We start from the raw sequence: 21,765 nt of genomic DNA, 5'->3' as shown, positions 1-21,765 counted from the left end.
TATTCAAACAGAAGGTTAGAGTAATGGATTATTCGCGGTGTTGTAATAGGTTTTTTAAGGCAGGCTCGAGTCGTGAGTAGCTAAAGCGAAAACCAAGTTCAGTTAACTTCTTGGGTTTGGCTCGAATACTATCGAATAGTAAAACCGAGCTTTCGCCCATCAGAATTTTTATGGTCCATTTAGGGGTAAAGAGGAAGTGAGGTCGTTTTAGCGTGCGCGCCAAAGTGCGGCTAAAGTGGCGATTCATCACAGGGTGCGGCGCACACAGGTTAAAATCTCCATGCGCGTGCTCTGTTTCAAGCAGATAGATAATACCCCGGACCATATCAAGCTTGTGAATCCATGGCATATATTGGTTGCCATGACCTATCGGGCCGCCAACGCCCATTTTGTATGGTAGTAACATCTTCGCCAGCGCTCCGCCATCGCAACCAAGAACAACGCCTGTGCGTAGAATGCAAACGCGAGTTTGTTCAGAACGTGCGCGATTGGCAATTTCTTCCCATTTAGCACAGACATGGTGGGGAAAATTGTTGGTATGAACATGCAAACTTTCATCAAAGGGATGGGCTTGTTGATCGCCGTAGTAGCCAACAGCAGAGCCACTAATAAATACATTTGGTGGTGTAGTGCTAGCGTGAATTAGTTCGACTAACTGTTCGGTAAGTTTCCAGCGACTATCGCATATCTGCTGCTTCTGCTCGGCGCTCCAACGTTTGTCTGCGATTGGTTCACCAGCAAGGTTAATAACAGCATCAAAATCATTGAGATCATGAAAGTCATTAAGATGGGAAATGTAGGTAACGTTGCCAAGATCGGCGTGATTCAGCAGTTGTTTTGCTTTTTCCGGCGAACGAGTCAGCAGCACCACATCGTAAGTAGTCAAATGCTTGATAAGTTCTCGACCGATAAATCCAGTGCCACCTGTTAACAATACTTTCATTTTACTCTCCTTGTATGGAGTAATTATAGCGATAAGCGTCTTAAACGGATCAGTCTATTTCTATCATGATGATATCGTTGTGATTGGCATTACCAGCAAGGAAGCGGTATGCCGTGGTTGCACATCACATAACACACATTTTGTTACACTTTGCTGTTCGGATGCAGCTAGTGTCACATATTAGCAAGCAAGGCTTTGGCAAGATAGCGGTAACTCTAAAGGAATGGAGTGAACAATGTCGAGCGCCGTTTTTGCGTTGCTACAAGCAATGCTCACCAGTCTACGAGACTTATTGCCGATAATTCTCGTCATTGCGTTTTTTCAGCTTGTTGTGCTGCAAGAACCGCTACCTAATTTAATCTCTATTGCTCTAGGTTTGTTCCTAGTCGTTGCCGGGCTGACTTTTTTTATCTTCGGTTTGGAAATGGGGCTATTTCCGATTGGTGAAACCATGGCGCAAGCTTTTGCGCAAAAAGGCAGTCTTTTTTGGTTGCTGATCTTTTCATTTTGTTTGGGGTTTGGCACCACAATAGCGGAACCAGCGCTAACCGCTGTGGCGGCAGAAGCTGCTGAAGTTGCGAGTGAAGGGGGGATGATCACCAACACTGAATCAAGCCGAGATAAATATGCCAGCGGGTTACGTTTTACCGTCGCACTCTCGGTTGGATGTGCAATTGTATTAGGTGTACTGAGGATCCTTAAAGGTTGGTCAATTCAAACTATGATTATCGGTGGCAATGTTGGCGTGGTGGTTCTGACTGGATTTGCTCCCCCAAGTATTATCGGCATTGCTTATGATTCGGGAGGCGTGACGACCTCGACCATCACCGTACCTTTAGTGACCGCACTCGGTGTTGGTCTTGCATCATCGATAAAAGGGCGTAATCCAATGACGGATGGTTTTGGCTTAATAGCCTTTGCCTCTCTTCTGCCTATGATGTTCGTTATGGTTTACGGCATGGTGATGACATGATGTTGAGCGCTTTGTTTACCACTTTGTTAGCGACTATTGGCGATGTCATCCCTATCGTGACCATCATCTTTGGTTTTCAGTTTGCCGTCCTGAAACGTCCAGTGACTAACCTGCCTAAGGTATTGCTAGGCTTTGTTTATGTCGTGATTGGTCTGACTCTATTTCTATTAGGACTAGAGATGGCGCTTTTTCCTCTTGGTGATGCGATGGCGAAGCAACTCACAGCGCCAGATTTTATCGCACAATTTCGTTTAAGCGATGGCATCGTTTTGGGTTGGCTTGATTACTATTGGGTGTACCTATTTGCTTTTTGTATTGGCTTTAGTACCACCATTGCAGAGCCTTCGCTGATTGCGGTTGCGATTAAAGCCAACCAAGTTTCAGGGGGCAGTATTGGCGTCAATGGATTGCGGATTGCCGTGGCACTTGGTGTTGCATTTGGTATCGCTTTGGGAAGCTATCGTATCGTGGTTGGCGATCCTATTCACTACTACATCATTGCTGGTTACATCATAGTCGTTGTTCAGACCTTTTTTGCTCCCCAGCTTATTATTCCACTGGCTTATGATTCCGGGGGAGTGACGACTTCGACAGTGACAGTGCCGTTGGTTGCTGCGTTAGGCTTGGGACTTGCCTCCACTGTACCGGGAAGAAACCCGATGATTGACGGTTTTGGGTTGATTGCGTTTGCGAGCTTATTTCCCATCATCTCTGTGATGGGGTATGCGCAAATAACGCAATGGCTAAACAAAGAACCACCACATGAGGATGGAAAAAATGCGCTTTAAGTTGTTATTAGCCTTTGTTGAAGATAGTAAAACAGAGCAAGTGCTCGATGCTGCTCGTCAAGCTGGAGCGACGGGTGCAACGGTTATTAATAATGCCAGAGGTGAAGGTTTAAATCAGAAGCGGACGTTCTTTGGCTTAACGCTTGAGGTGCAAAAAGATGTCTTGCTGTTTGTGGTAGAAGAGCACCTTGCGCGGCACATCCTTGAAACAATCAGTGAAGTCGGCGAGTTCGATCAAGAATCAGGGCAAGGTATCGCGATTCAAATTGATATTGAAGATGCGGTGGGCGTTGCGCACCAAGTTGAGAAATTGACTAAGGTCGTTGGGGAGGAGTTATGAGTAAACAATCAATAGTTCGCGTGCGTGATGTGATGGCGGCGACGTACGTTATGATTGATGGTTTAAGTACCGTACAAGAGGCGATTCGAATAGCTCGAGAGCATCAAGTCAAAGCGCTGGTGGTTAACAAGCGCGATGCTGACGATGAGTTTGGTATTGTATTGATGAACGATATTGCCAAGAAAGTGCTGGCGAAAAATCGCTCGCCAGAGCGAACCAACATTTATGAGATCATGACTAAGCCTGCACTGGGAGTTGCGCCTGAACTGCAAGTCAAATACTGCGCACGTTTGTTTGAGCGATTTGGTATAAGTCGAGCACCGGTAATCGAAAGTGGCAAGGTAATTGGCATGGTGAGTTACAACAATATCGTGCTAAATGGCATGGCTCGGGATGACGCAATCGAGTCGTTTGAGTAGAATGACCTCAATAATATTGAGGAGTATTTGTTGTGAAGCTATTTTTTGCCTCTGATCTACATGGTAGCTTGCCGGCGACTGAGCGTGTGATTGAAGAGTTTGAGCGCTCTGGTGTTGAAACCTTAGTGCTGCTTGGCGATGTGCTTAACCACGGACCACGCAACCCGGTGCCTGAGGGGTACAACCCGCCAGCGGTTGCCGAATTACTTAACCAATATGCTGAGCGTATCATTGCGGTGCGCGGCAACTGCGACAGCGAAGTAGATCAAATGTTACTCGCTTTTCCAATGATGAGTGATTACGCTTGGGTAATGCTGCCAAACGGTCAGAGATTGTTTTTGACTCATGGTCATTTGTACAACAGCGAAAAACGTCCGGCGCTTAGAGAGGGCGACGTGATTGTTCACGGTCATACCCATATCCCACTGGCGGAAAGAAATGGCGCTCAGTTTATCTTTAATCCTGGCTCTATCACCTTTCCACGCAATGGTTTTGTCGCAAGCTACGGTTTGTACGCGGACAACATGATCAAAGTGATGAGTTTTGACGGTGCTACATTGCTTGAGAAAGCGATCGCCTAACTCGGTGCGATAATTTATTTGATAAAGGCACGTTAGGTGCCTTTTTAGCGTTTATCTGAATGACCTAAATCGCGCTCTGGATCGATAATATCGCGAACACGCTGTTTTAGCACTTTAGCTTCCGGAAAACCGCCATCGCGTTTGCGTTCCCAAATTAAGTTGCCGTTGCAGTGTATTTCAAATCGCCCTCCGGTATCTGGGTGCAGGGAAACGGTTTCAATTTCCTCACTAAAAGTATGCAGCAGCTCTTGAGTTAACCAACTGGAACGTAGCATCCAATTACATTGGCGACAGTAGTAGATATCAATCATTGCTTTTTGCATTTTTCTCTTCCTTATGCATTTATATCAGTAACTTGAACCCGACCAATAAGGTCAGAATTTCAAAGCACTGTTTAATGATTTTGTTGCTAAACCGCGTTGATAGATAGGCGCCAGCCGCGCCACCTAAAAATGAACCCGCGAGTAAAATCGGCAGCCATGGCCAATAGATAGAGGCGCCGGCGTGAACCACTGCGATGCCACCAATGCCATTCCAAAATAGCCCAACACAAATCATGGTGAGTGCGACCGCTTGTTTATAGCTATAGCCAAACCATCTGACGAGAAAGAGTGTCACCAGTAGCCCAGAGCCTGCGGTGAGTGAGCCATTGATCATGCCAATAAAGATTAAGCCAAGCGAACCCAATGTCCAACCGAGCCAGTGTCGGTTGATAGGCTGTGCCTGTTGCCCAAGTTGTTTTTTGACGTAGGAATAGATGCCAAGCGCTAAGATCATGGCACCCAATAACCTTTCCGCAATAGCCGCTGGAACGTAAAGGATCAGGTTCGCGCCAATTACAACGCCAACTGAGCCAATAAAGGTGACATAAAGCGCCTCTTGCAAGGTAAAGCTTTTCTGTTTGATATGTGTGGCTGCCGCGCCCAGCCCTAAAGCTACACTGGCAACTTTATGGGTGGCTAGTGCGACCGAAAAGGGCAAACCGAAAAATAGCAGTAGAGGAAATTGCAGTAGCCCAGCACCGCCGCCAGACAGAGATGCCAGAGTATTGGCAAATAGGGAGCCAAGCAGTAGCCCCAAAGCGTTTATCCATTCCATGGTTAAACAAGATCCATTAAAAAGGGGAGCGTTGTGCTCCCCATGACGATATTGAAACAACTAGTTAGAGAAAAGTACCGTAGAACCGTGACTTAAGCTAGTCAGAAGCAAGGTTTTTTCATTAACAATGTCAATACGGCGGCTTTGCTGGGCATCCATTTTGAATAGCTGTTTAATCAACTGCAGCTGGGTCTCCGAGAAATCGGCACTGTTTGGCGATGAGACATCTTTAAACTCGGTTGGTGAAATGAGCAGGTAGTTATCGCTGATTTCCCAATGACCACTTTCGGAGATATTAATCACGCTGTCACTTTGTTCACTGTTGGCAAATAAACGCACGGTTGCCACGCGAATGTAGGTTCCATTTGGCAAGTACTTAACGTTTGAGACCACATCCACTTTACGCAGTGGTCCAACCGATTCCTCACGCATGCCTTCCGTGATCACTGTGACCATTTTTGATTGCCACTCTTTGGAGGTAATGGCTTTCTCTACTTGAATGTCGCTACCCCAATACACCCAAGCACTGAAACTTGCTGACAGTGCCAATAGTAGCAAGGCTATTTTTTGATTCATCGTCAGGCTCCTATTGGCAAATGTGGTCAAAGTTGTCTTGGTCGGAGAAAATACGCACTGTAATGTTCTCACCCGAGTGCGTTAATTGGTGGATATAGTTCAGTACCAATTGATTGTTTTGTCCGCCTGTCGCAATCACTTCAACAGGTGATTTATCACCGGTATGACTGTTTTTGTAGCGCGTGACACATTGCTCGATAGCGGGTAACCAATGGGTTAAATCAGGGTGATTTTCTGGAGTTTTCACCAATACACCGGAAAATGCCGCTAGCTGACGAAACTGCGAAGTGGTTGGTTTATTGATCGTTAAGGCAAGTAGAGGCAGTAGAATAGCCATGCCCAAGAAGAGCTTGGTTAGCCATTGCCCTTTAGTGGCTGGACGTGAAGTTTCTGTATCAAGGCTAGGCGTTGATTCAACCTCGACTTCTCTTTCAATCTCTTGTGCAAGGTTGATTTCAGGCTCAACGGCAGTCGGCTCTTCCACGCTTTCAGTTGCTTGAAAAGAAACCAAGTTCTCACCGCTATTTAATGGCGCGGTCCGCTCAACGCTACAGATAAGTTGATAGCCGCGTTTAGGAACCGTCTTAACAAATTCAGGTGATTTTGTTGAGTCGTTGAGTAGCTTACGCAAAGTGGAAATCGCTTGGGTCAAGCTGGAATCGTCGACTTCAAACCCTTGTTCGCGCCAGACAAAGTCATACAACTCATGTCGACTGACAACTTGATTGGGTTTTTCAGACAGGAACAACAAAATACGACTCTCATTGCTGCCGAGTCGAATCACTTCATGGTTGTTGAGAATATCAACCAGAGAGTTGGTGTTGGGATCAAATGTAAATTTATTAGCAAGGTTAAATTTGGTACCTATGTTACTCATGCAATTGGCCTTCGGTTAAATAGGTCTCAGACATCACAGATGCGATGATTTAGGTCGTTTTTGCCATTTTTATAAAATGGCTCGCCTTATTGATTTATTCTGTGGGCAGGATAGACAATCTAAAATCAAAAAAACACTGTTTTTATAATTCTTGACCTTGATTTTACATTTGTCACCCTCATGTTATTTAGCAGTTATTCTACAAGCCGCTTCATTCAATATGAGAACGGTTTGATAAGTATAGATGTTATGGAGTAAACATGAGCGAAACTGCCACTCACAATAAAGAAACTCGCGGCTTTCAGTCCGAAGTCAAACAGCTGCTTCACTTAATGATCCACTCACTGTACTCGAACAAAGAGATTTTCCTACGTGAGCTGATTTCTAATGCTTCGGATGCGTCAGACAAACTGCGTTTCCAAGCTCTTTCAAATCCTGACCTGTACCAAGGTGATGCAGAGTTAGGAGTTAAACTGTCTTTCGACGAAGCGGCAAACACGCTAACTATTTCAGATAACGGCATTGGTATGAGCCGTGAAGATGTGATTGAACATCTGGGTACCATTGCTAAATCTGGCACAGCTGAATTTTTCTCAAAATTATCTGAAGACCAAAGTAAAGACTCTCAACTGATTGGTCAGTTTGGTGTTGGCTTCTACTCAGCATTTATTGTCGCGGACGCAGTTACAGTACGTACACGTGCGGCTGGCTTGAATGCAGATCAAGCGGTGCAATGGCACTCGGCGGGTGAGGGTGAATACACCATCGAAGATATCCGCAAAGAATCACGTGGTACCGATATCGTGCTGCATATGCGCGAAGAAGGTAAAGAGTTCCTCAACGAATGGCGTCTGCGTGATGTGATCAGTAAATACTCTGACCATATTGGAATCCCTGTGTCGATTCAAACCGCTGAGCGTGATGAAGAAGGCAAAGAAACGGGTAACAAGAAGTGGGAGCAAATCAACAAAGCTCAAGCACTTTGGACGCGTAATAAGTCAGACATCAGTGACGAAGAATACCAAGAGTTCTACAAACACGTATCACACGACTTTGCTGATCCACTGGTGTGGAGTCACAACCGAGTTGAAGGTAAGAACGATTACACGAGCTTGCTATACATTCCTGCAAAAGCGCCGTGGGATATGTTCAACCGTGACCATAAATCAGGTCTAAAACTTTACGTGCAGCGCGTATTTATTATGGATGACGCAGAACAGTTTATGCCGTCATACCTGCGCTTTGTACGTGGTTTAATTGACTCAAATGATTTGCCACTCAACGTATCGCGCGAAATTCTACAAGATAATAAAGTGACTCAATCGCTGCGTAATGCTTGCACTAAACGTGTGCTGACAATGCTTGAGCGCATGGCGAAAAATGATGAAGAGAAATACCAATCATTCTGGAAAGAGTTTGGCTTGGTGCTAAAAGAAGGTCCGGCGGAAGACCACGCGAACAAAGAGAAAGTAGCGGGACTACTGCGCTTTGCTTCGACAGAAGTAGACTCTTCAGAGCAGACCATCAGCCTGGCGTCTTACGTTGAACGTATGAAAGAAGGTCAAGATAAGATCTACTACTTGACGGCAGATAGCTACGCGGCAGCGAAAAACAGCCCACACTTGGAGCAGTTCAAAGCAAAAGGCATTGAAGTGGTGCTGATGTTTGATCGCATCGATGAGTGGCTGATGAACTACTTAACCGAGTTTGATGGCAAGCAATTCCAATCGATCACTAAAGCGGGTCTGGATCTAAGCAAGTTTGAAGACGAAGCTGAGAAAGAGAAGCAAAAAGAGACCGAAGAAGAGTTCAAATCTGTGGTTGAGCGCACTAAAGAGTACTTGGGTGACCGAGTGAAAGAGGTGCGCACTACCTTCAAGCTTGCAACCACTCCAGCGGTTGTGGTGACCGATGACTTTGAAATGGGCACTCAAATGGCGAAGCTTTTGGAAGCGGCCGGTCAAGCGGTACCAGAAGTGAAATACATCTTAGAAATTAACCCAGAGCACGAGCTAGTGAAACGTATGGCTGATGAAGCTGACGAAGTGGCATTTGGTCGCTGGGTTGAAGTGCTACTTGGCCAAGCAATGTTAGCTGAGCGCGGTTCACTACAAGATCCATCTCAATTCTTGGGCGCAATTAACACCCTTTTGACTAAGGGCTAATGCGTTAAAATCGGTGAAAAGCTCGCATCATGCGGGCTTTTTATTTGAAAGCTAAATAAAACATCAAGATTTAGCTAATTATGCAATACGTGACTTATGCCGGTTATGCAAATCGCATTCTTTAGTCTTATTTGAGTCGTAGATACGACAATTTATGTTAGAATCTGCAACTTGTTATTGTGAATAGCCAATCTATTTACGATCCCCAAAATCTGATGGTGATATACCGAAACTTACCGTTTGCAATGACATAGTCGTCGGATTGTGAGCTTCGGTATAAATTTCTAATCTTAAAGAGGATAAATCATGCGCATCATTCTTCTAGGTGCTCCAGGTGCAGGTAAAGGCACGCAAGCAAACTTCATCATGGAAAAATACGGTATTCCACAAATCTCTACTGGTGACATGCTACGTGCAGCTATCAAAGCGGGTACAGAACTTGGCAAACAAGCTAAAGCTGTAATCGACGCTGGTCAGCTAGTATCGGATGAAATCATCCTTGGTCTAATCAAAGAGCGTATCGCTCAAGATGACTGTGAGAAAGGTTTCCTACTAGATGGTTTCCCACGCACAATTCCTCAGGCTGATGGTCTAAAAGAGATGGGCGTAAACGTAGACTACGTTATCGAGTTTGATGTAGCGGACAGCGTAATCGTTGAGCGTATGGCTGGTCGTCGTGCTCACCTTCCTTCAGGTCGTACTTACCACGTTGTGTACAACCCACCTAAAGTTGAAGGTAAAGACGACGTAACAGGTGAAGACCTAGTAGTTCGTGATGACGACAAAGAAGAGACAGTACGTGCTCGTCTAGGCGTTTACCATGAGCAAACTGCACCACTTATCTCTTACTACGGTAAAGAAGCAGAAGCAGGCAATACTAAGTACCTTAAATTCGACGGTACTAAGCAAGTTGCTGAAGTAAGTGCAGACATCGAGAAAGCACTAGCTTAATTCTCTCGCTGAGAAAAAATTGCTATAGTAGAAGCGACCTTAGGGTCGCTTTTTCTTTTCTGCTCAAGTAAAAAAGTCATGCCAATACTGAACTAAAATTTTCGGTATTGCGTAAACAACAGCTTGGCCAACTAAATTGATGGGATGCAATGAACAAAAATAAAAAACAAGGCGTATTGCTGGTCAACCTAGGTACACCTGATGAGCCGACTGCTCCAGCAGTTAAGCGCTTTTTAAGCCAATTTCTTCATGACAAACGTGTGGTGGACACAACGCGTTGGCTTTGGTGTCCTGTCTTACATGGCATTATTTTACCTATCCGTGCGCCTAAGGTGGCAAAACTCTATCAATCGGTGTGGATGGATGAGGGTTCGCCATTGATGGTCTATTCACAAAGACAAGCCGCTAAACTTGCCGAGCAACTCGACATTCCAGTGGCACTAGGTATGACTTATGGCAATCCAAGTGTGTTATCTGGGGTAACTCGTCTGGTGGAGCAAGGTGTTGAAGAGGTGATTGTGTTGCCGCTTTATCCACAATATTCAGCCACGACCACCGCCGCAGTGTCAGATGCACTGACGCTAGCTTTTAAGCAAATGGCTGAGATCCCAGCGTATCGCTTTATTCGTGATTACCACGATCACCCTTTGTATATTAAAGCACTAGCAGATAGCGTGCGTCGCTCTTGGCAAGAGAAAGGGCAGTCTGAGTATTTGGTCTGTTCGTATCACGGCATTCCGAAGCGTTATGCTGACAATGGGGATGTTTATCCTCAGCACTGCGAGCAAACCACGAAATTATTACAGCAAGAACTTGGGCTGAGCGACGATCAAATTAGCATGACCTACCAATCGCGTTTTGGTCGAGAAGAGTGGCTACAGCCTTATACCGATAAGACGATTGAAGCGTTGCCGGGTAAAGGCATCAAATCGCTCGACATTATGACACCCGCGTTCGCCGCTGACTGTTTAGAGACGCTAGAAGAGATCTCTGGCGAAGTGCAGGAATTGTTCAAAGAACATGGAGGCGAGAGCTTTAACTTTATTCCATGCTTAAATGAGGACCAGCTCCACATCGAAATGATGGTTGAGTTAGTCAATCAGCATCGCTAGTAAGCGGCAAGATTACAGAGATAAAAAAGCCTCGCAATTGCGAGGCTTGATTTTATTAGCGGTTGCCTTGGTAGTGGCGGTATTCAAATACCTGACCGCGCTCATTGTAGGCGTAGACTGAGTATGAGTCTTTCTCGTTGCCATATTCCATACCTGGTGAGCCCATTGGCATCCCTGGTACTGCAAGACCTTTCGCATTCTTTGGCGGATTGGCTAGGAAGGCTTTGATATCGTCTGCAGGGATATGACCTTCAAATACAAAGCCACCAATTTCTGCGGTGTGGCAAGATGCTAGTTTAAGATCTAAACCTAGCTTCTGTTTTACTGCATTCATATCATCATGCAGCTTCTCTTCTACTGTGAACCCTGCATCTTGCATATGCTTAGTCCACTCAGTACAGCAACCACAGTAAGGGGATTTGTGGTTGATGACATCTGCAGCCCAAGCGCTTGCTGTTGTACCCATCAGTAGAGCAAAAGTAATAGTTTTAAGAGTCATAGATACCTCTAGGAACGATGCGTCGTTTCAAATAATCGTAGTCGGTTTGCATTGCTCACCACAGTAATTGATGAGAGCGCCATTGCTGCTCCCGCCACTACCGGGCTGAGTAAAAAGCCAAATGCTGGATATAAAACACCGGCAGCAATTGGAATGCCTAGAGAATTATAAATAAACGCTCCAAACAAATTCTGTTTCATGTTTTTCACGGTCGCTTTAGACAGCTCGATAGCTTTTACGACCGCCAGTGGTGACGAGTTCAATAGTGTCATTTGCGCACTCTCGATGGCGACGTCACTGCCGCTACCCATCGCGATACCAATATCGGCAAGCGCCAAAGCTGGCGCATCATTTACCCCGTCGCCAATCATGGCGACGGTTAATCCTTGCGCTTTGAGCTTTTGAATATGGTTCGCTTTTTCATCAGGCAGGACCTGAGCGATAACCTGCTCAATACCGAGCTGCGCAGCTATCGCGTCGGCAACAGTTTGGTTATCACCTGTTAACATCACAGGTGTGATGCCCATTGATTTGAGTGCTGAAATTGCGGCGGCGGCATCATATTTAATTGGGTCAGCAATAGCAATCACACCTTGTGCAATGTCACCTTTAGTTACAATAACGGTTGTCCAAGCATTGTTTTGGCATTGTTGCAGCTCTGTAGCAAATGGTTTGAGGTCAATACCAATGCTTTGTGCATACGGTAATGAGATGACAGAAATTTGTTGCCCCTGCCATTCGGCTTGTACGCCGCGACCGCGCATGTTGTCGAAATTATCGACGCTAACTAGCGATGCACCTTGAAGTTTGGCTTGCTCGACAATCGCTTTCGCCAGTGGGTGTTCGGAGTGTTGCTCTAAGCTGGCTGCTAGAGATAATAAGCCGAGTTGATCATCATTAACGGCAAAGACTTGCTCGACACTCGGAGAGCCTTGCGTCAGCGTGCCTGTTTTATCAAACACCACACAATCCAGTTTACTCGCCGATTGCAGCACATCTGCATCTCGGATCAAGATACCCATTTCAGCCGCTTTACCCACCCCAACAGTGACAGAGAGTGGCGTTGCTAAGCCTAAAGCACAAGGACAAGCGATGATGAGTACCGTGGTTGCTACGACCAACATGTAACTTGCTTTTGGATCAGGACCGACGGCATACCAAACTAATGCGGCGACAATCGCAATTGCCACGACGACGGGGACAAAGACCGCTGAAATTTGGTCGGCAAGTTTGGCGATAGCCGGTTTGCTGCTCTGTGCTTGGCGTACCAAACTGATAATGCGCGCCAACATTGTATCGTGCCCGACGCTGGTGGCTTGAATCACTAAGCTGCCGTCTTGGTTAAGCGTGCCGGCAGAGACTTCGCTATCGACTTGCTTATCGACGGGCATTGGCTCACCAGTGAGCATCGACTCATCAATGTACGAGTGCCCGGCGATGACGAGACCATCAACAGGTACTTTTTCACCCGGTTTAATGCGCAAATGCATCCCTTGTTCAATCAGTTCTACCGCAATCTCTTGGTCGCCACTGTCGGTGACTAATGTTGCTGATTTTGGCTGTAGGTCGATCAGCGCTTGTAATGAGCGAGTGGTGTTGGCTTTGGCTTTCGCCTCAATATAGTGACCCAGCGAGATCAAACCGATGATCATGGCGCTGGCTTCAAAATAAACATGACGTGACGCGACAGGGAACCAATTTGGTAGTAGCACGATCAGCATTGAAAACAGCCATGCCGAGCCTGTGCCTAATGCAACGAGCGTGTCCATGGTGGCGCGTCCGTGTTTTAGTGCGAGCCAAGCGTTGGTGAAAAAGCTGCGACCAGCCGTTGCCAGCAGCCATAAGCAAATCACACCAATTACCCCCCAAAGCCATTGATCGCTGCTATTGCGGATCATCATATTACCGCCGAGCACGCCCCATGCCATCAAAGGTCCGCCCACAGCGAGTCCAATCCAGGCGCTGCGTTTGTGGTGAGCTTGAATTTGTTGCTGTTGTTCTAGCTGCTTTTGCTGCTGAGTTTTCGGATCATCAATGATTTGTGCGCTATAGCCAGCTTTCGCCACTGCCTGGAGCAGCGCTTGTGAACTAAGTTCGGCGTCAGTGGTAAACACAATCGCACTTTGCTCGGCAAGGTTGACTTGTGCTTTGCTGACACCGTCAACCGCAAGTAACGTTTTTTCTACCGATGAGACGCAACTGGCACAAGTCATACCGCTGATGAGCAAATTGATGCTGCTAACGGCAGTTGCAGTGGCATCGTTGTCCGCTAAGCTATGATTGTCTTGCGCGATTTCAGGCGTCGCGGATTGTTCAAGTTCACTATCCACGAGCTCAAGTGAGGCTTGATAGCCAACTTCAGCAACCAACTCGATGATGCGCTGATCAGAGAGTAAGGTGTAAAGTGAAAGCTCGGTTTTGCTCACAGATAGATTGCTTATCGCATCGTTGTTGGCAAGGTGGTCGGTGAGTTTCTTGACGCACTTACCACAGTTGAGCCCGCTCAGCGTAAACTGTTTATGTACACCTGCGTGATAACCTAATGATTCTATTTGCTCAGCAATGGCATGAAAGGAAGCGTCTGATTCTAGACGGATTGAAGTCGGCGAAAGATCTAATATCGTCACGTCAAGGTGGTCATTGAGCTGTTTTTCCACTTTGCGTGCACAGCCCATACAGTTTAAACCCTGTAGTGGTATATCGAATGTGTTCATCGCTAATCCTCAATTTTGACTATGATTGAGGATAAACCTTCCCTCAAGGGTAAGGTCAATAGATAAAATTGGGGAATTTAGCTAGCAGACATAAGGTGAAGAGTATCGTGAGCAAAAAACACCGCGATACCCTAGCACGCAGGCGCACTTGCGTATAAAATAACGCCCAATTTTGGCACTGAAATTCTCTAGTGCAGTCATTTAGACAATCAAGGTATTTTACATGACGGTTAAAACTCGTTTTGCACCAAGCCCAACAGGCTACCTTCACGTAGGTGGTGCTCGTACAGCACTATATTCTTGGCTATATGCTAAACACAACAAAGGTGAATTCGTTCTACGTATCGAAGACACGGATCTTGAGCGTAACTCTCAAGAAGCGGTTGATGCGATCATGGAAGGTATGGAATGGCTAGGTCTTGAGTGGAACGAAGGTCCTTACTTCCAAACTCAACGTTTTGACCGTTACAACGAAATGGTTGATGTGCTACTGGCACAAGACAAAGCTTACAAATGTTACGCATCTAAAGAGCTACTAGACGAAGTCCGCGCGGAGCAAGAGGCGAACAAAGAGATGGCGCGTTACGATGCGAACCATCCAAAGATCAAAGCAGCGAACGAAGCGGCAAAAGATGGCGATCCATGCGTTATCCGTTTCCGTAACCCGAAAGAAGGCAGCGTAGTATTTGAAGACCAAATCCGTGGTCGTATCGAAATCAGCAACACGCAAATGGATGATCTTATCATCCGTCGTACTGATGGCGCGCCAACATACAACTTCTGTGTAGTAGTTGATGACTGGGATATGGGTATCACACACGTAATCCGTGGTGAAGACCATATCAACAACACGCCTCGTCAAATCAACATTTACGAAGCGCTAGGAGCACCAGTACCGACATTTGCTCACTGTGCAATGATCCTTGGCGATGACGGTGCAAAACTGTCTAAACGTCACGGCGCGGTATCTGTAATGCAATACCGTGATATGGGTTACCTACCAGAAGCACTAAATAACTACCTAGTGCGTCTAGGTTGGTCTCATGGCGACCAAGAAATCTTCTCTCAAGAAGAGATGATTGAGTTCTTCAGCCTAAATGCAATCTCTAAATCAGCGTCTGCATTTAACACTGATAAGCTACTTTGGTTGAACAACCACTACATCAAGACCTCTGAGCCTGAGTATGTAGCGAAACACCTACAATGGCACCTTGATCAACAAGGCATCAACAAAGACAACGGCCCAGCGATTACTGAAGTGATCAAGCTTGTCGGCGAGCGTTGTAACACGCTAGTAGAGCTTGCTGAGCAAATCCGTTACTTCTACGAAGACTTCTCTGAGTTTGAAGCTGGCGCAGCGAAGAAGCACCTGCGCGGTGTTGCTAAAGAGCCACTAGAAGCGGCACTGGTAAAAGTAGAAGCAATTACTGAATGGACGACTGAAAACCTTCACCAAATGATCGCTGATGTTTGTGCTGATCTAGAAATCGGTATGGGTAAAATCGGTATGCCACTACGTGTAGCAGTGACTGGCGGTGGTCAATCTCCATCAGTTGACGCTGTAATGCAGCTTGTTGGTCAAGAGCGTTGTGTTGCTCGCATCAAGATGGCACTAGAATTTATCGCAGAGCGCGAAGCAAACGCATAACGTCTATTGCTAATTATAGCTACAAAGACCGCAGCCATTGAGCTGCGGTTTTTTTTACGCTGCGTATTTTTGGCGTTTTACCGTTTCTTGTTCTACGTTTATTCGTGTCACACACAAAGCTGATTGCTGTCGAATTATTCAATTTTTTGTTTTAAATCAGTAAGGTAATGTTATTTTGCAGATATGAAACAGATAAAGTATGCAGTTTCATGGATAATAGCACTGTGATCAAGCTAACACTTTTCATCGCGTTTGGGGTGAAGGCTCAATGGCTAAAGTGGTGAACTTTAGCGATGAGATGTGTGGCAAGGTGAGATCAGTATAGGTTTCACAAATTAAAGACAGTGGATAAAGGAATGTAAAATGAAAAAATTAGCAGTGGCAATTTCAGCAACGTTTGCAATGGCGGCAGGCGCGGCAAACGCAGCCCCTTACTTAGGTGCAAAAGCTGGCTACTCTTGGCTCAATGATGAGTGTGTGGCAAGTCAGCCATGTAGTGACGACGATTCGGCATCTGGTGGTATTTTCGGTGGTTACGAGTTTAACGACTTCCTGGCACTAGAAGCTGGTTGGGATTACCTAGGTAAATTTACTGCGGCTGGTTTGAACGATGACAGCGTGGATGCATTTACTCTAGCTCCAAAACTCACATTTGGCTTGACTGATGCAGTAGATGTATACGGTAAGTTTGGTGGTGCCTACGTCAACTACGGTGATAAGAGTGATGAGTCATTCCTTGGCGCGGTAGGTGTTGAATTTGACGTGATTGAAAACGGTAAAGTACGCGTTGAATACCAAGCACTAACAGACATCAATAACGATGTTACTCGTGCGTTTGCTAACACTGCATCAATTGGTTTTGCTTACAGCTTCGGTGGCAACGATGAGGCTCAGCCAGAGCCAGTGGTTGAAGAAGAAGTGATGGTCGAAGAAGTGGTTGAGACCGTTGTGATGACCAAAACATTTGAAGCGACCCTGCTAGATACAGAAACATTTGCGCTTAACAGCACGCAACTTAAACCAGAAAGTGCGGGCAAATTGGATGAGTTAGTGCAACTGCTAAATGATTACCCTCAAGCGCAAGTGACAATTGTTGGCCATACAGATTCATCTGGCGCGGCAGAATACAACCAAATGCTGTCAGAAAAACGCGCTCAAGCAGTCGCTGATGTGCTTGCTGAGCGTGGTATCGATCCAAGCCGCATGACAGTGAGCGGTGAAGGTGAGAGCAACCCTATTGCGAGCAATGACACTCGCGAAGGTCGTGCACAGAACCGTCGCGTAGATATTTCTGTTCCTGAGTTTGAATACACAGTAGAACAGTAATCCGCATCAAGCCTTGGCATCGCCAAGGCTTTTTCCTTTCTTTTCTTCCGTTTTTGCCTTTTGCTTTCACGCGCTATTTGAGCGCGATACTACTTAACCTGCCCATAAACTCGAGTATTTCGAGGTTCTCTTTATTCGCCTCCAACAAGGCTTTTTTCGTTTTGCTATAGGCACCAAGACGCCCATGTTTATTAATGGAACATACCACGCTCTTATAAATGAGTTTGCCATGCTCATCGTAATTACGCCACGCAGCGATGTAACATTCATCTTTGGCTTTGGGATCGTCTTTGGTCGGGCGAGGTTTGTATATGATTTTGGGTTCGAGAGAGTGGGGCAGGCGAGTCATTAGGTAAGGGTCTTTTAGCAAGCGACGCCAAAATTTTCCCCACATCTCGCTACCGAGTTCATTACGCAGCTTGATTGCTTTTTGCAAACCGCGCTTCTCTCCCAGCTTGATAAAACCGACTGAGCGATGCAGAACGGTATCTTCTGGCGTGTGGATATGTATTTTGTAGGCAGTCTTCGCTTTGGAAATAAACCGGTGTCCGGTATTCGTCGTTAAGTTGCTCTTTGGCATAATTTAATTGATATATTTGTTATTTAATTAAAGAGTAAGCAATTGTTACTAACTTTTAAAGTGCGATTACTCAATAAAGATAGTGCAACCAGCGTTTCTTGCCCAAGAATTCGCATCAATCACATTTTGTAAAAATAACAAAAAGCCGCCGAGTGGCGAGTAAACTTTGAGCTTACTCGTGAAAAAACAAGCGCGTTGGCGAAAACCAAGCAACATTAACAATCGTTAATCCCACCACAAGCCCACGTTAATTTAGCCGTTATTAAAATTTCCCCGATGGCACAGGAAACTAACGTTCGATGCCAAATGTATTGGCGTCACAATAATATTGAGGATTAATAGTGAATATACTCGGATATATGCAAAAAATCGGTAAGGCACTTATGGTGCCAATTGCCGTGCTGCCTGCTGGTGGTTTAATGCTTGGGCTTGGTTATGCGCTTGACCCATCAGGGTGGGGAGCGAACAGCTCATTAGCGACCATTTTGGTCGCTGGGGGCGCGGGGATTATGGATAACCAAGCTTGGCTATTTGCGGTGGGTGTTGCTTACGGTTTAGCAAAAGATAATAACGGTGCAGCGGCGCTCTCGGGCTTATTGGGTCTGCTTATTATTGAAACCATTGTCGGCAATGTGGCAAGAGTTTCGCAGATAACGGGAATTCCGGTTGAACAGATGAGCCAAGCGCAAGTGATTGCCTCGGGAGCTGCGGTGAGCGCGTTTACTGGTATTTTAATTGGTATCGTTGCCGCAACGCTTTACAACCGTTTTCATAACATTCAATTGCCAGCGGTACTTGGCTTCTTTGGTGGTCGCAGATTTGTCCCTATTGTCACCTCTTTTGCCGCGATCGCGATTAGCTTAGTGATGGTTTATGTCTGGCCTGTGGTTTACGGCGCACTGGTTAACTTTGGTATTGCCATCTCTGAGCTAGGTGCAACAGGTGCAGGCTTATACGGCTTCTTTAACCGTCTTTTGATCCCAATCGGTCTGCACCATGCACTTAACCAAGTGTTCTTGTTTGATCTAGTGGGTATCAGTGACATCTCTAAGTTCTGGGCTGGGACTGGTGACCTCGGTGTGACCGGTATTTACCAAGGTGGTTTCTTCCCTGTGATGGGCTATGGTCTACCTGCAGCATGTTTGGCGATGTATCACTGCGCTAAGCCTGAAAACAAGAAAAAAGTCGGTGGCATTTTAGGTGCTTCAGCATTTACCGCGATTCTAACCGGGGTAACCGAACCGATTGAATTTGCCTTTATGTTTGTCGCGCCAGCCCTTTATGTGGTTCATGCTCTACTGACGGCTCTATCGCTCTATCTTGCGGCAAGCATGCAGTGGATTGCGGGCTTTACCTTTAGTGGTGGTCTGATTGACTTTGTACTGTCGTTCAACTTGCCGCTCGCCGTGAAGCCGTACATGCTCATCTTGCAAGGTTTGTGTTTCTCTGTGCTTTATTACGCTGTCTTCCGCTTCGCTATCATCAAATTTGATTTGAAAACGCCAGGTCGTGAAAGCGTCAGTGCTGAGCAACGAGCGGATGTCAGTATTGGTGAGAAAGCGGCTCAATATCTTAAAGCCTTGGGTGGACATGAGAATCTAACCAGTATCGATTCGTGCATCACACGTCTACGTTTGTCACTCAAAGATGTCTCTCTGGCTGATGAAACGACGCTAAAGGCACTTGGTGCATTAGGGGTGGTTAAAATTGGCGAAAACAATCTGCAAGTGATTGTTGGCACGGAAGCTGAGATGATCGCCTCACAAATGAAGCAGATCCCAGCCTCACAAGACTTAAGTGCAGTGCCGCTGCCAAGTCATTAATCAACTTTTAGAGTAAAACAAAAGCCGAGTCCATTCATGACTCGGCTTTTGGAACCACATACCTTGTGCCAAATTAAGTTAGCCAAAGCACATTTACCAACGATAGTTAGCAAATCAAAGTGGGTGAAAAAGGTTAGCTAAAGTAGAGGCGCGCTCTTAACCCAGGGGAATTGTCTTTAAGCACTAAGCTTGCTCCATGGCGATGGGCAATGGCGTCAACAAGAGATAACCCAAGTCCATTACCTTGTTCGCTGCGGCTTTTATCGGCGCGAAACATAGGCTGGCAAACGTGACGTTTATCTTCATCCGAGATGCCAATGCCATTATCGGCGATAACCACGCCAAGTTCATCGATCACAATTTCGATCTGACCGTGCTGCGGGGTATATTTCACCGCGTTTTCCAGCAGATTAAACACGGCACGAAACAGCAAAGAGCGATCGCCAGAAATGATACAGGTTTGGTCTTCACGAATTTGCAGTGTTTGCTGTTTTTGTTCGGCAAGAGGACTGACAAACTCTCGTGCATCGTGAGCAATTTTACCCAAGTCAACCAGATGAAAATCGATATTGGTTTGTCCGCTATTTAGCTTGGCGATTTCCAGCATGCTATTGAATAGTGAGAGTAGCAGTTCGAGTTCATCATGGCAGGCAGCGACTTGCTGACTTTGCTGCTCATTAAGCTGTTCTTCGCTGGCTAAAATCTCTTCCAAGCGCAGTTTGAGGCGAGCCATGGGTGTACGCATATCATGCGCTAAACCTGTGGTGAGTGATTTTAGCGTAGACTCATTTTTTGCCATCTGTTCAATCATGTAATTAAGATGAATCGCCAGAATATCGAACTCATCATCTTGACGAGAGACGGGTAATTTCACTTCTCGCTCACCACACAGCACGCGATTCATGGCGCGATTGACCTCTTCGAGTCGGCGAAGGATCAGGACGGTAAAGAAAAATGCCGCGACCAGCAGGGTGGCACTGGGCAAGACTATGCCGGATAACACAATCGGAATCAGTGCTTCTTTGTAAGCGGCAAGCACCTGTTCATCAACGCCAATTTCGAGTTGGTGAGAGTCACTGATGCGTACTTTCGTCGCTTTACTCGGTAGGTAGCGAATTGGATAGTAGCTAATGTGGGGCAGTGGCTCTAGATACTCAATGAGTCGATAACTAAAAGGCGCATTGGTGGCTTGCTTAGTGCGCAACAACTTTTCGACTTCAAGCGGACTTTGCTGCGCAGCGTAGGTAAATTCCTGTATTTCTTCATTCAGTTGGGCGGTTAAGCGCTGTTGATGGAAGTGGTCGGAATCGATGTAGAGCTGGCGGATCATGATGATGTTTATCGCGGTGATCAGTACGCACAATCCAACCAGAGTTTTAAAAATAGACGAGCGGGTAAGTGAGTAATCATCGGCGAAGGACATAACCTGCCCCTCTTACGGTATGCAAAAGCTCATTGCAGCCGGCATCTTCTAATTTACGTCTGAGGTTGGCGACATGAACGTCAATAACATTGGTCTTGGGATCAAAATGGTAGCTCCAAATCGCTTCAAATAATCGCATACGTGAAACCACTTGTTCGGCATGCTCAATAAAATATTGAATCAATTGGAATTCTTTTGGTTGAAGAGCAAGCTCTTGATTATGGCAGAGAACGCGATGGGCACGTAAGTCGAGTTTGAGGCAGTCATAGATAAGGACATTCTCTGCGGTTGCCGTGCGGTGAGTTCGGCGAATAATAATGTCCACTCTCGCCAGTAGCTCGGCTAAGGCAAAAGGCTTGATGAGATAGTCGTCGCTGCCAGCTTGCAAGCCATCGACGCGATCTTCGACACTGTCTAAGGCACTGAGGATCAGTACTGGCGTTTGGGTTTCCGTTGCCTTAATCGCGGAAAGAACTTTCATACCATCGAGGTAAGGGAGCATTCGATCAAGGATCACCAACTGATACTCGCAGCTCAGTGCCATCATCAATCCTTTTTTGCCATCTTCAGCCTGATCAACACTGTAACCATGTTCTTGTAGCCCCTTGGCGACAAAATCACGCGTGGTACAGTCATCTTCAATAACAAGTATTTTCACATCGATTACTCCCTTCGAATGGTTATCTTAACGGCTTGAAAAAAAATATGAATAATGAAGAAGAGGCTCGCGTGACTAATGCGAGCCTCAAGACGGTTTAGGGAAAACCTTAGGTGATCACGATAACAGTTCACTTCTGGGTTGATGTTTTAGCTGTGAGATTACACGGTTAAGGTGACGCTCATTAGCATACTAAAACCAGTTTTAGGCAGGCTTTTGGAAAGATTAAGAATCGTTAACTTTCAGGTTTAGCAAGCGGGAGTAAATTGAC

21 protein-coding genes are annotated in these 21,765 nt (G+C 46.0%); 11 read left to right on the top strand and 10 right to left on the bottom strand.

The features are described 5' to 3' along the window. Window positions 1-28: 28 nt before the first annotated feature. Complete coding sequence (locus tag DPF93_RS19455) at window positions 29-943, bottom strand: TIGR01777 family oxidoreductase (RefSeq protein WP_114767701.1); 915 nt, start codon at window positions 941-943, stop codon at window positions 29-31. Window positions 944-1,178: 235 nt separating this feature from the next. Between DPF93_RS19455 and DPF93_RS19450 the strand changes: the two genes are divergently transcribed. The 5 genes from DPF93_RS19450 to yfcE are packed head-to-tail and all read left to right on the top strand — an operon-like array spanning window position 1,179 to window position 4,044. Next, a complete protein-coding gene (locus DPF93_RS19450) occupies window positions 1,179-1,916 on the top strand; it encodes a DUF1538 domain-containing protein (protein ID WP_114767700.1) in 738 nt (245 codons plus the stop codon). Continuing rightward, the gene (locus tag DPF93_RS19445; protein WP_114767710.1) at window positions 1,916-2,704 is read left to right on the top strand and encodes a DUF1538 domain-containing protein; all 789 of its coding nucleotides are present in this window, start codon (window positions 1,916-1,918) and stop codon (window positions 2,702-2,704) included. Before DPF93_RS19450 ends, DPF93_RS19445 begins: the two co-directional genes overlap by 1 nt. Beyond that, complete coding sequence (locus DPF93_RS19440) at window positions 2,694-3,044, top strand: P-II family nitrogen regulator (protein WP_114767711.1); 351 nt, start codon at window positions 2,694-2,696, stop codon at window positions 3,042-3,044. Before DPF93_RS19445 ends, DPF93_RS19440 begins: the two co-directional genes overlap by 11 nt. Then, complete coding sequence (locus DPF93_RS19435; RefSeq protein ID WP_114767699.1) at window positions 3,041-3,463, top strand: CBS domain-containing protein; 423 nt, start codon at window positions 3,041-3,043, stop codon at window positions 3,461-3,463. Before DPF93_RS19440 ends, DPF93_RS19435 begins: the two co-directional genes overlap by 4 nt. A 32-nt stretch (window positions 3,464-3,495) precedes the next feature. Then, complete coding sequence (gene yfcE / locus DPF93_RS19430; RefSeq protein WP_114767698.1) at window positions 3,496-4,044, top strand: phosphodiesterase; 549 nt, start codon at window positions 3,496-3,498, stop codon at window positions 4,042-4,044. Between the two features lie 44 nt (window positions 4,045-4,088). Here yfcE and DPF93_RS19425 read toward each other — a convergent pair whose 3' ends face one another. Genes DPF93_RS19425 through DPF93_RS19410 form a run of 4 tightly spaced genes read right to left on the bottom strand, consistent with a single transcriptional unit; the run spans window position 4,089 to window position 6,595 of the window. Further along, the gene (locus DPF93_RS19425; protein WP_114767697.1) at window positions 4,089-4,367 is read right to left on the bottom strand and encodes an Rdx family protein; all 279 of its coding nucleotides are present in this window, start codon (window positions 4,365-4,367) and stop codon (window positions 4,089-4,091) included. A gap of 19 nt (window positions 4,368-4,386) precedes the next feature. Then, on the bottom strand, window positions 4,387-5,142 hold the full coding sequence (locus DPF93_RS19420) for a sulfite exporter TauE/SafE family protein (protein WP_114767696.1): 756 nt from the start codon (window positions 5,140-5,142) through the stop codon (window positions 4,387-4,389). 60 nt (window positions 5,143-5,202) lie between these two features. After that, a complete protein-coding gene (locus DPF93_RS19415; RefSeq protein WP_114767695.1) occupies window positions 5,203-5,718 on the bottom strand; it encodes a regulatory protein ToxS in 516 nt (171 codons plus the stop codon). 10 nt (window positions 5,719-5,728) lie between these two features. After that, window positions 5,729-6,595: a transcriptional regulator gene (locus DPF93_RS19410; protein ID WP_114767694.1), complete on the bottom strand. Its 867-nt coding sequence runs from the start codon at window positions 6,593-6,595 to the stop codon at window positions 5,729-5,731. A 260-nt stretch (window positions 6,596-6,855) separates the two neighbouring features. Here DPF93_RS19410 and htpG point away from each other — a divergent pair, with 260 nt between their 5' ends. The 3 genes from htpG (at window position 6,856) to hemH (ending at window position 10,823) form a co-directional block, all read left to right on the top strand. Continuing rightward, on the top strand, window positions 6,856-8,760 hold the full coding sequence (gene htpG / locus DPF93_RS19405) for a molecular chaperone HtpG (RefSeq protein ID WP_114767693.1): 1,905 nt from the start codon (window positions 6,856-6,858) through the stop codon (window positions 8,758-8,760). A 306-nt stretch (window positions 8,761-9,066) separates the two neighbouring features. Further along, window positions 9,067-9,711, top strand: a complete 645-nt coding sequence (gene adk / locus DPF93_RS19400) for an adenylate kinase (protein WP_075651570.1) — start codon at window positions 9,067-9,069, stop codon at window positions 9,709-9,711. A gap of 149 nt (window positions 9,712-9,860) precedes the next feature. Further along, the gene (gene hemH / locus DPF93_RS19395) at window positions 9,861-10,823 is read left to right on the top strand and encodes a ferrochelatase (RefSeq protein ID WP_114767692.1); all 963 of its coding nucleotides are present in this window, start codon (window positions 9,861-9,863) and stop codon (window positions 10,821-10,823) included. Window positions 10,824-10,878: 55 nt separating this feature from the next. On the opposite strand, the gene DPF93_RS19390 is transcribed toward hemH, so the two are convergent. Further along, a complete protein-coding gene (locus DPF93_RS19390) occupies window positions 10,879-11,322 on the bottom strand; it encodes a DUF411 domain-containing protein (RefSeq protein ID WP_075651566.1) in 444 nt (147 codons plus the stop codon). Between the two features lie 8 nt (window positions 11,323-11,330). After that, window positions 11,331-14,036 carry a heavy metal translocating P-type ATPase gene (locus DPF93_RS19385; RefSeq protein WP_114767691.1) on the bottom strand — a complete coding sequence of 902 codons (2,706 nt, stop codon included), beginning with the start codon at window positions 14,034-14,036 and terminating at the stop codon, window positions 11,331-11,333. A gap of 223 nt (window positions 14,037-14,259) precedes the next feature. On the opposite strand from DPF93_RS19385, the gene gltX reads away from it, so the two are divergent. Continuing rightward, a complete protein-coding gene (gltX, locus tag DPF93_RS19380) occupies window positions 14,260-15,684 on the top strand; it encodes a glutamate--tRNA ligase (protein ID WP_114767690.1) in 1,425 nt (474 codons plus the stop codon). 363 nt (window positions 15,685-16,047) lie between these two features. Further along, window positions 16,048-17,010 (top strand): OmpA family protein, encoded by a 963-nt coding sequence (locus DPF93_RS19375; RefSeq protein ID WP_114767689.1) that lies wholly within the window; start codon window positions 16,048-16,050, stop codon window positions 17,008-17,010. A 73-nt stretch (window positions 17,011-17,083) separates the two neighbouring features. Here DPF93_RS19375 and DPF93_RS19370 read toward each other — a convergent pair whose 3' ends face one another. Then, window positions 17,084-17,590 (bottom strand): Fe3+-citrate ABC transporter substrate-binding protein, encoded by a 507-nt coding sequence (locus DPF93_RS19370; protein WP_114767688.1) that lies wholly within the window; start codon window positions 17,588-17,590, stop codon window positions 17,084-17,086. A 341-nt stretch (window positions 17,591-17,931) separates the two neighbouring features. On the opposite strand from DPF93_RS19370, the gene nagE reads away from it, so the two are divergent. Further along, window positions 17,932-19,413, top strand: a complete 1,482-nt coding sequence (gene nagE / locus DPF93_RS19365) for an N-acetylglucosamine-specific PTS transporter subunit IIBC (RefSeq protein ID WP_114767687.1) — start codon at window positions 17,932-17,934, stop codon at window positions 19,411-19,413. 133 nt (window positions 19,414-19,546) lie between these two features. Here the strand turns inward: nagE and DPF93_RS19360 are convergent, their stop codons facing one another. Together DPF93_RS19360 and DPF93_RS19355 are read right to left on the bottom strand one after the other, a co-directional pair. Then, a complete protein-coding gene (locus tag DPF93_RS19360) occupies window positions 19,547-20,836 on the bottom strand; it encodes a sensor histidine kinase (protein WP_114767686.1) in 1,290 nt (429 codons plus the stop codon). Then, window positions 20,820-21,494 carry a response regulator transcription factor gene (locus DPF93_RS19355; RefSeq protein ID WP_114767685.1) on the bottom strand — a complete coding sequence of 225 codons (675 nt, stop codon included), beginning with the start codon at window positions 21,492-21,494 and terminating at the stop codon, window positions 20,820-20,822. Before DPF93_RS19355 ends, DPF93_RS19360 begins: the two co-directional genes overlap by 17 nt. Window positions 21,495-21,765: the final 271 nt, after the last annotated feature.

Origin of the sequence: Vibrio rhodolitus (assembly GCF_003350325.1) — a bacterium.
In the GTDB taxonomy this organism is placed as follows: domain Bacteria; phylum Pseudomonadota; class Gammaproteobacteria; order Enterobacterales; family Vibrionaceae; genus Vibrio; species Vibrio rhodolitus.
The sequence above is the reverse complement of the archived record's forward strand: the minus strand, read 5'-3'. Positions and strand labels throughout refer to the sequence as shown.

What these genes read in the sequence shown, in the direction of transcription:
- DPF93_RS19455 (WP_114767701.1), bottom strand. Translation starts at nt 943, where the DNA reads ATGAAAGTATTGTTAACAGGTGGCACTGGATTTATCGGTCGAGAACTT.
- DPF93_RS19450 (WP_114767700.1), top strand. Translation starts at nt 1,179, where the DNA reads ATGTCGAGCGCCGTTTTTGCGTTGCTACAAGCAATGCTCACCAGTCTA.
- DPF93_RS19445 (WP_114767710.1), top strand. Translation starts at nt 1,916, where the DNA reads ATGTTGAGCGCTTTGTTTACCACTTTGTTAGCGACTATTGGCGATGTC.
- DPF93_RS19440 (WP_114767711.1), top strand. Translation starts at nt 2,694, where the DNA reads ATGCGCTTTAAGTTGTTATTAGCCTTTGTTGAAGATAGTAAAACAGAG.
- DPF93_RS19435 (WP_114767699.1), top strand. Translation starts at nt 3,041, where the DNA reads ATGAGTAAACAATCAATAGTTCGCGTGCGTGATGTGATGGCGGCGACG.
- DPF93_RS19425 (WP_114767697.1), bottom strand. Translation starts at nt 4,367, where the DNA reads ATGCAAAAAGCAATGATTGATATCTACTACTGTCGCCAATGTAATTGG.
- DPF93_RS19420 (WP_114767696.1), bottom strand. Translation starts at nt 5,142, where the DNA reads ATGGAATGGATAAACGCTTTGGGGCTACTGCTTGGCTCCCTATTTGCC.
- DPF93_RS19415 (WP_114767695.1), bottom strand. Translation starts at nt 5,718, where the DNA reads ATGAATCAAAAAATAGCCTTGCTACTATTGGCACTGTCAGCAAGTTTC.
- DPF93_RS19410 (WP_114767694.1), bottom strand. Translation starts at nt 6,595, where the DNA reads ATGAGTAACATAGGTACCAAATTTAACCTTGCTAATAAATTTACATTT.
- htpG (WP_114767693.1), top strand. Translation starts at nt 6,856, where the DNA reads ATGAGCGAAACTGCCACTCACAATAAAGAAACTCGCGGCTTTCAGTCC.
- adk (WP_075651570.1), top strand. Translation starts at nt 9,067, where the DNA reads ATGCGCATCATTCTTCTAGGTGCTCCAGGTGCAGGTAAAGGCACGCAA.
- hemH (WP_114767692.1), top strand. Translation starts at nt 9,861, where the DNA reads ATGAACAAAAATAAAAAACAAGGCGTATTGCTGGTCAACCTAGGTACA.
- DPF93_RS19390 (WP_075651566.1), bottom strand. Translation starts at nt 11,322, where the DNA reads ATGACTCTTAAAACTATTACTTTTGCTCTACTGATGGGTACAACAGCA.
- DPF93_RS19385 (WP_114767691.1), bottom strand. Translation starts at nt 14,036, where the DNA reads ATGAACACATTCGATATACCACTACAGGGTTTAAACTGTATGGGCTGT.
- gltX (WP_114767690.1), top strand. Translation starts at nt 14,260, where the DNA reads ATGACGGTTAAAACTCGTTTTGCACCAAGCCCAACAGGCTACCTTCAC.
- DPF93_RS19375 (WP_114767689.1), top strand. Translation starts at nt 16,048, where the DNA reads ATGAAAAAATTAGCAGTGGCAATTTCAGCAACGTTTGCAATGGCGGCA.
- DPF93_RS19370 (WP_114767688.1), bottom strand. Translation starts at nt 17,590, where the DNA reads ATGCCAAAGAGCAACTTAACGACGAATACCGGACACCGGTTTATTTCC.
- DPF93_RS19360 (WP_114767686.1), bottom strand. Translation starts at nt 20,836, where the DNA reads ATGTCCTTCGCCGATGATTACTCACTTACCCGCTCGTCTATTTTTAAA.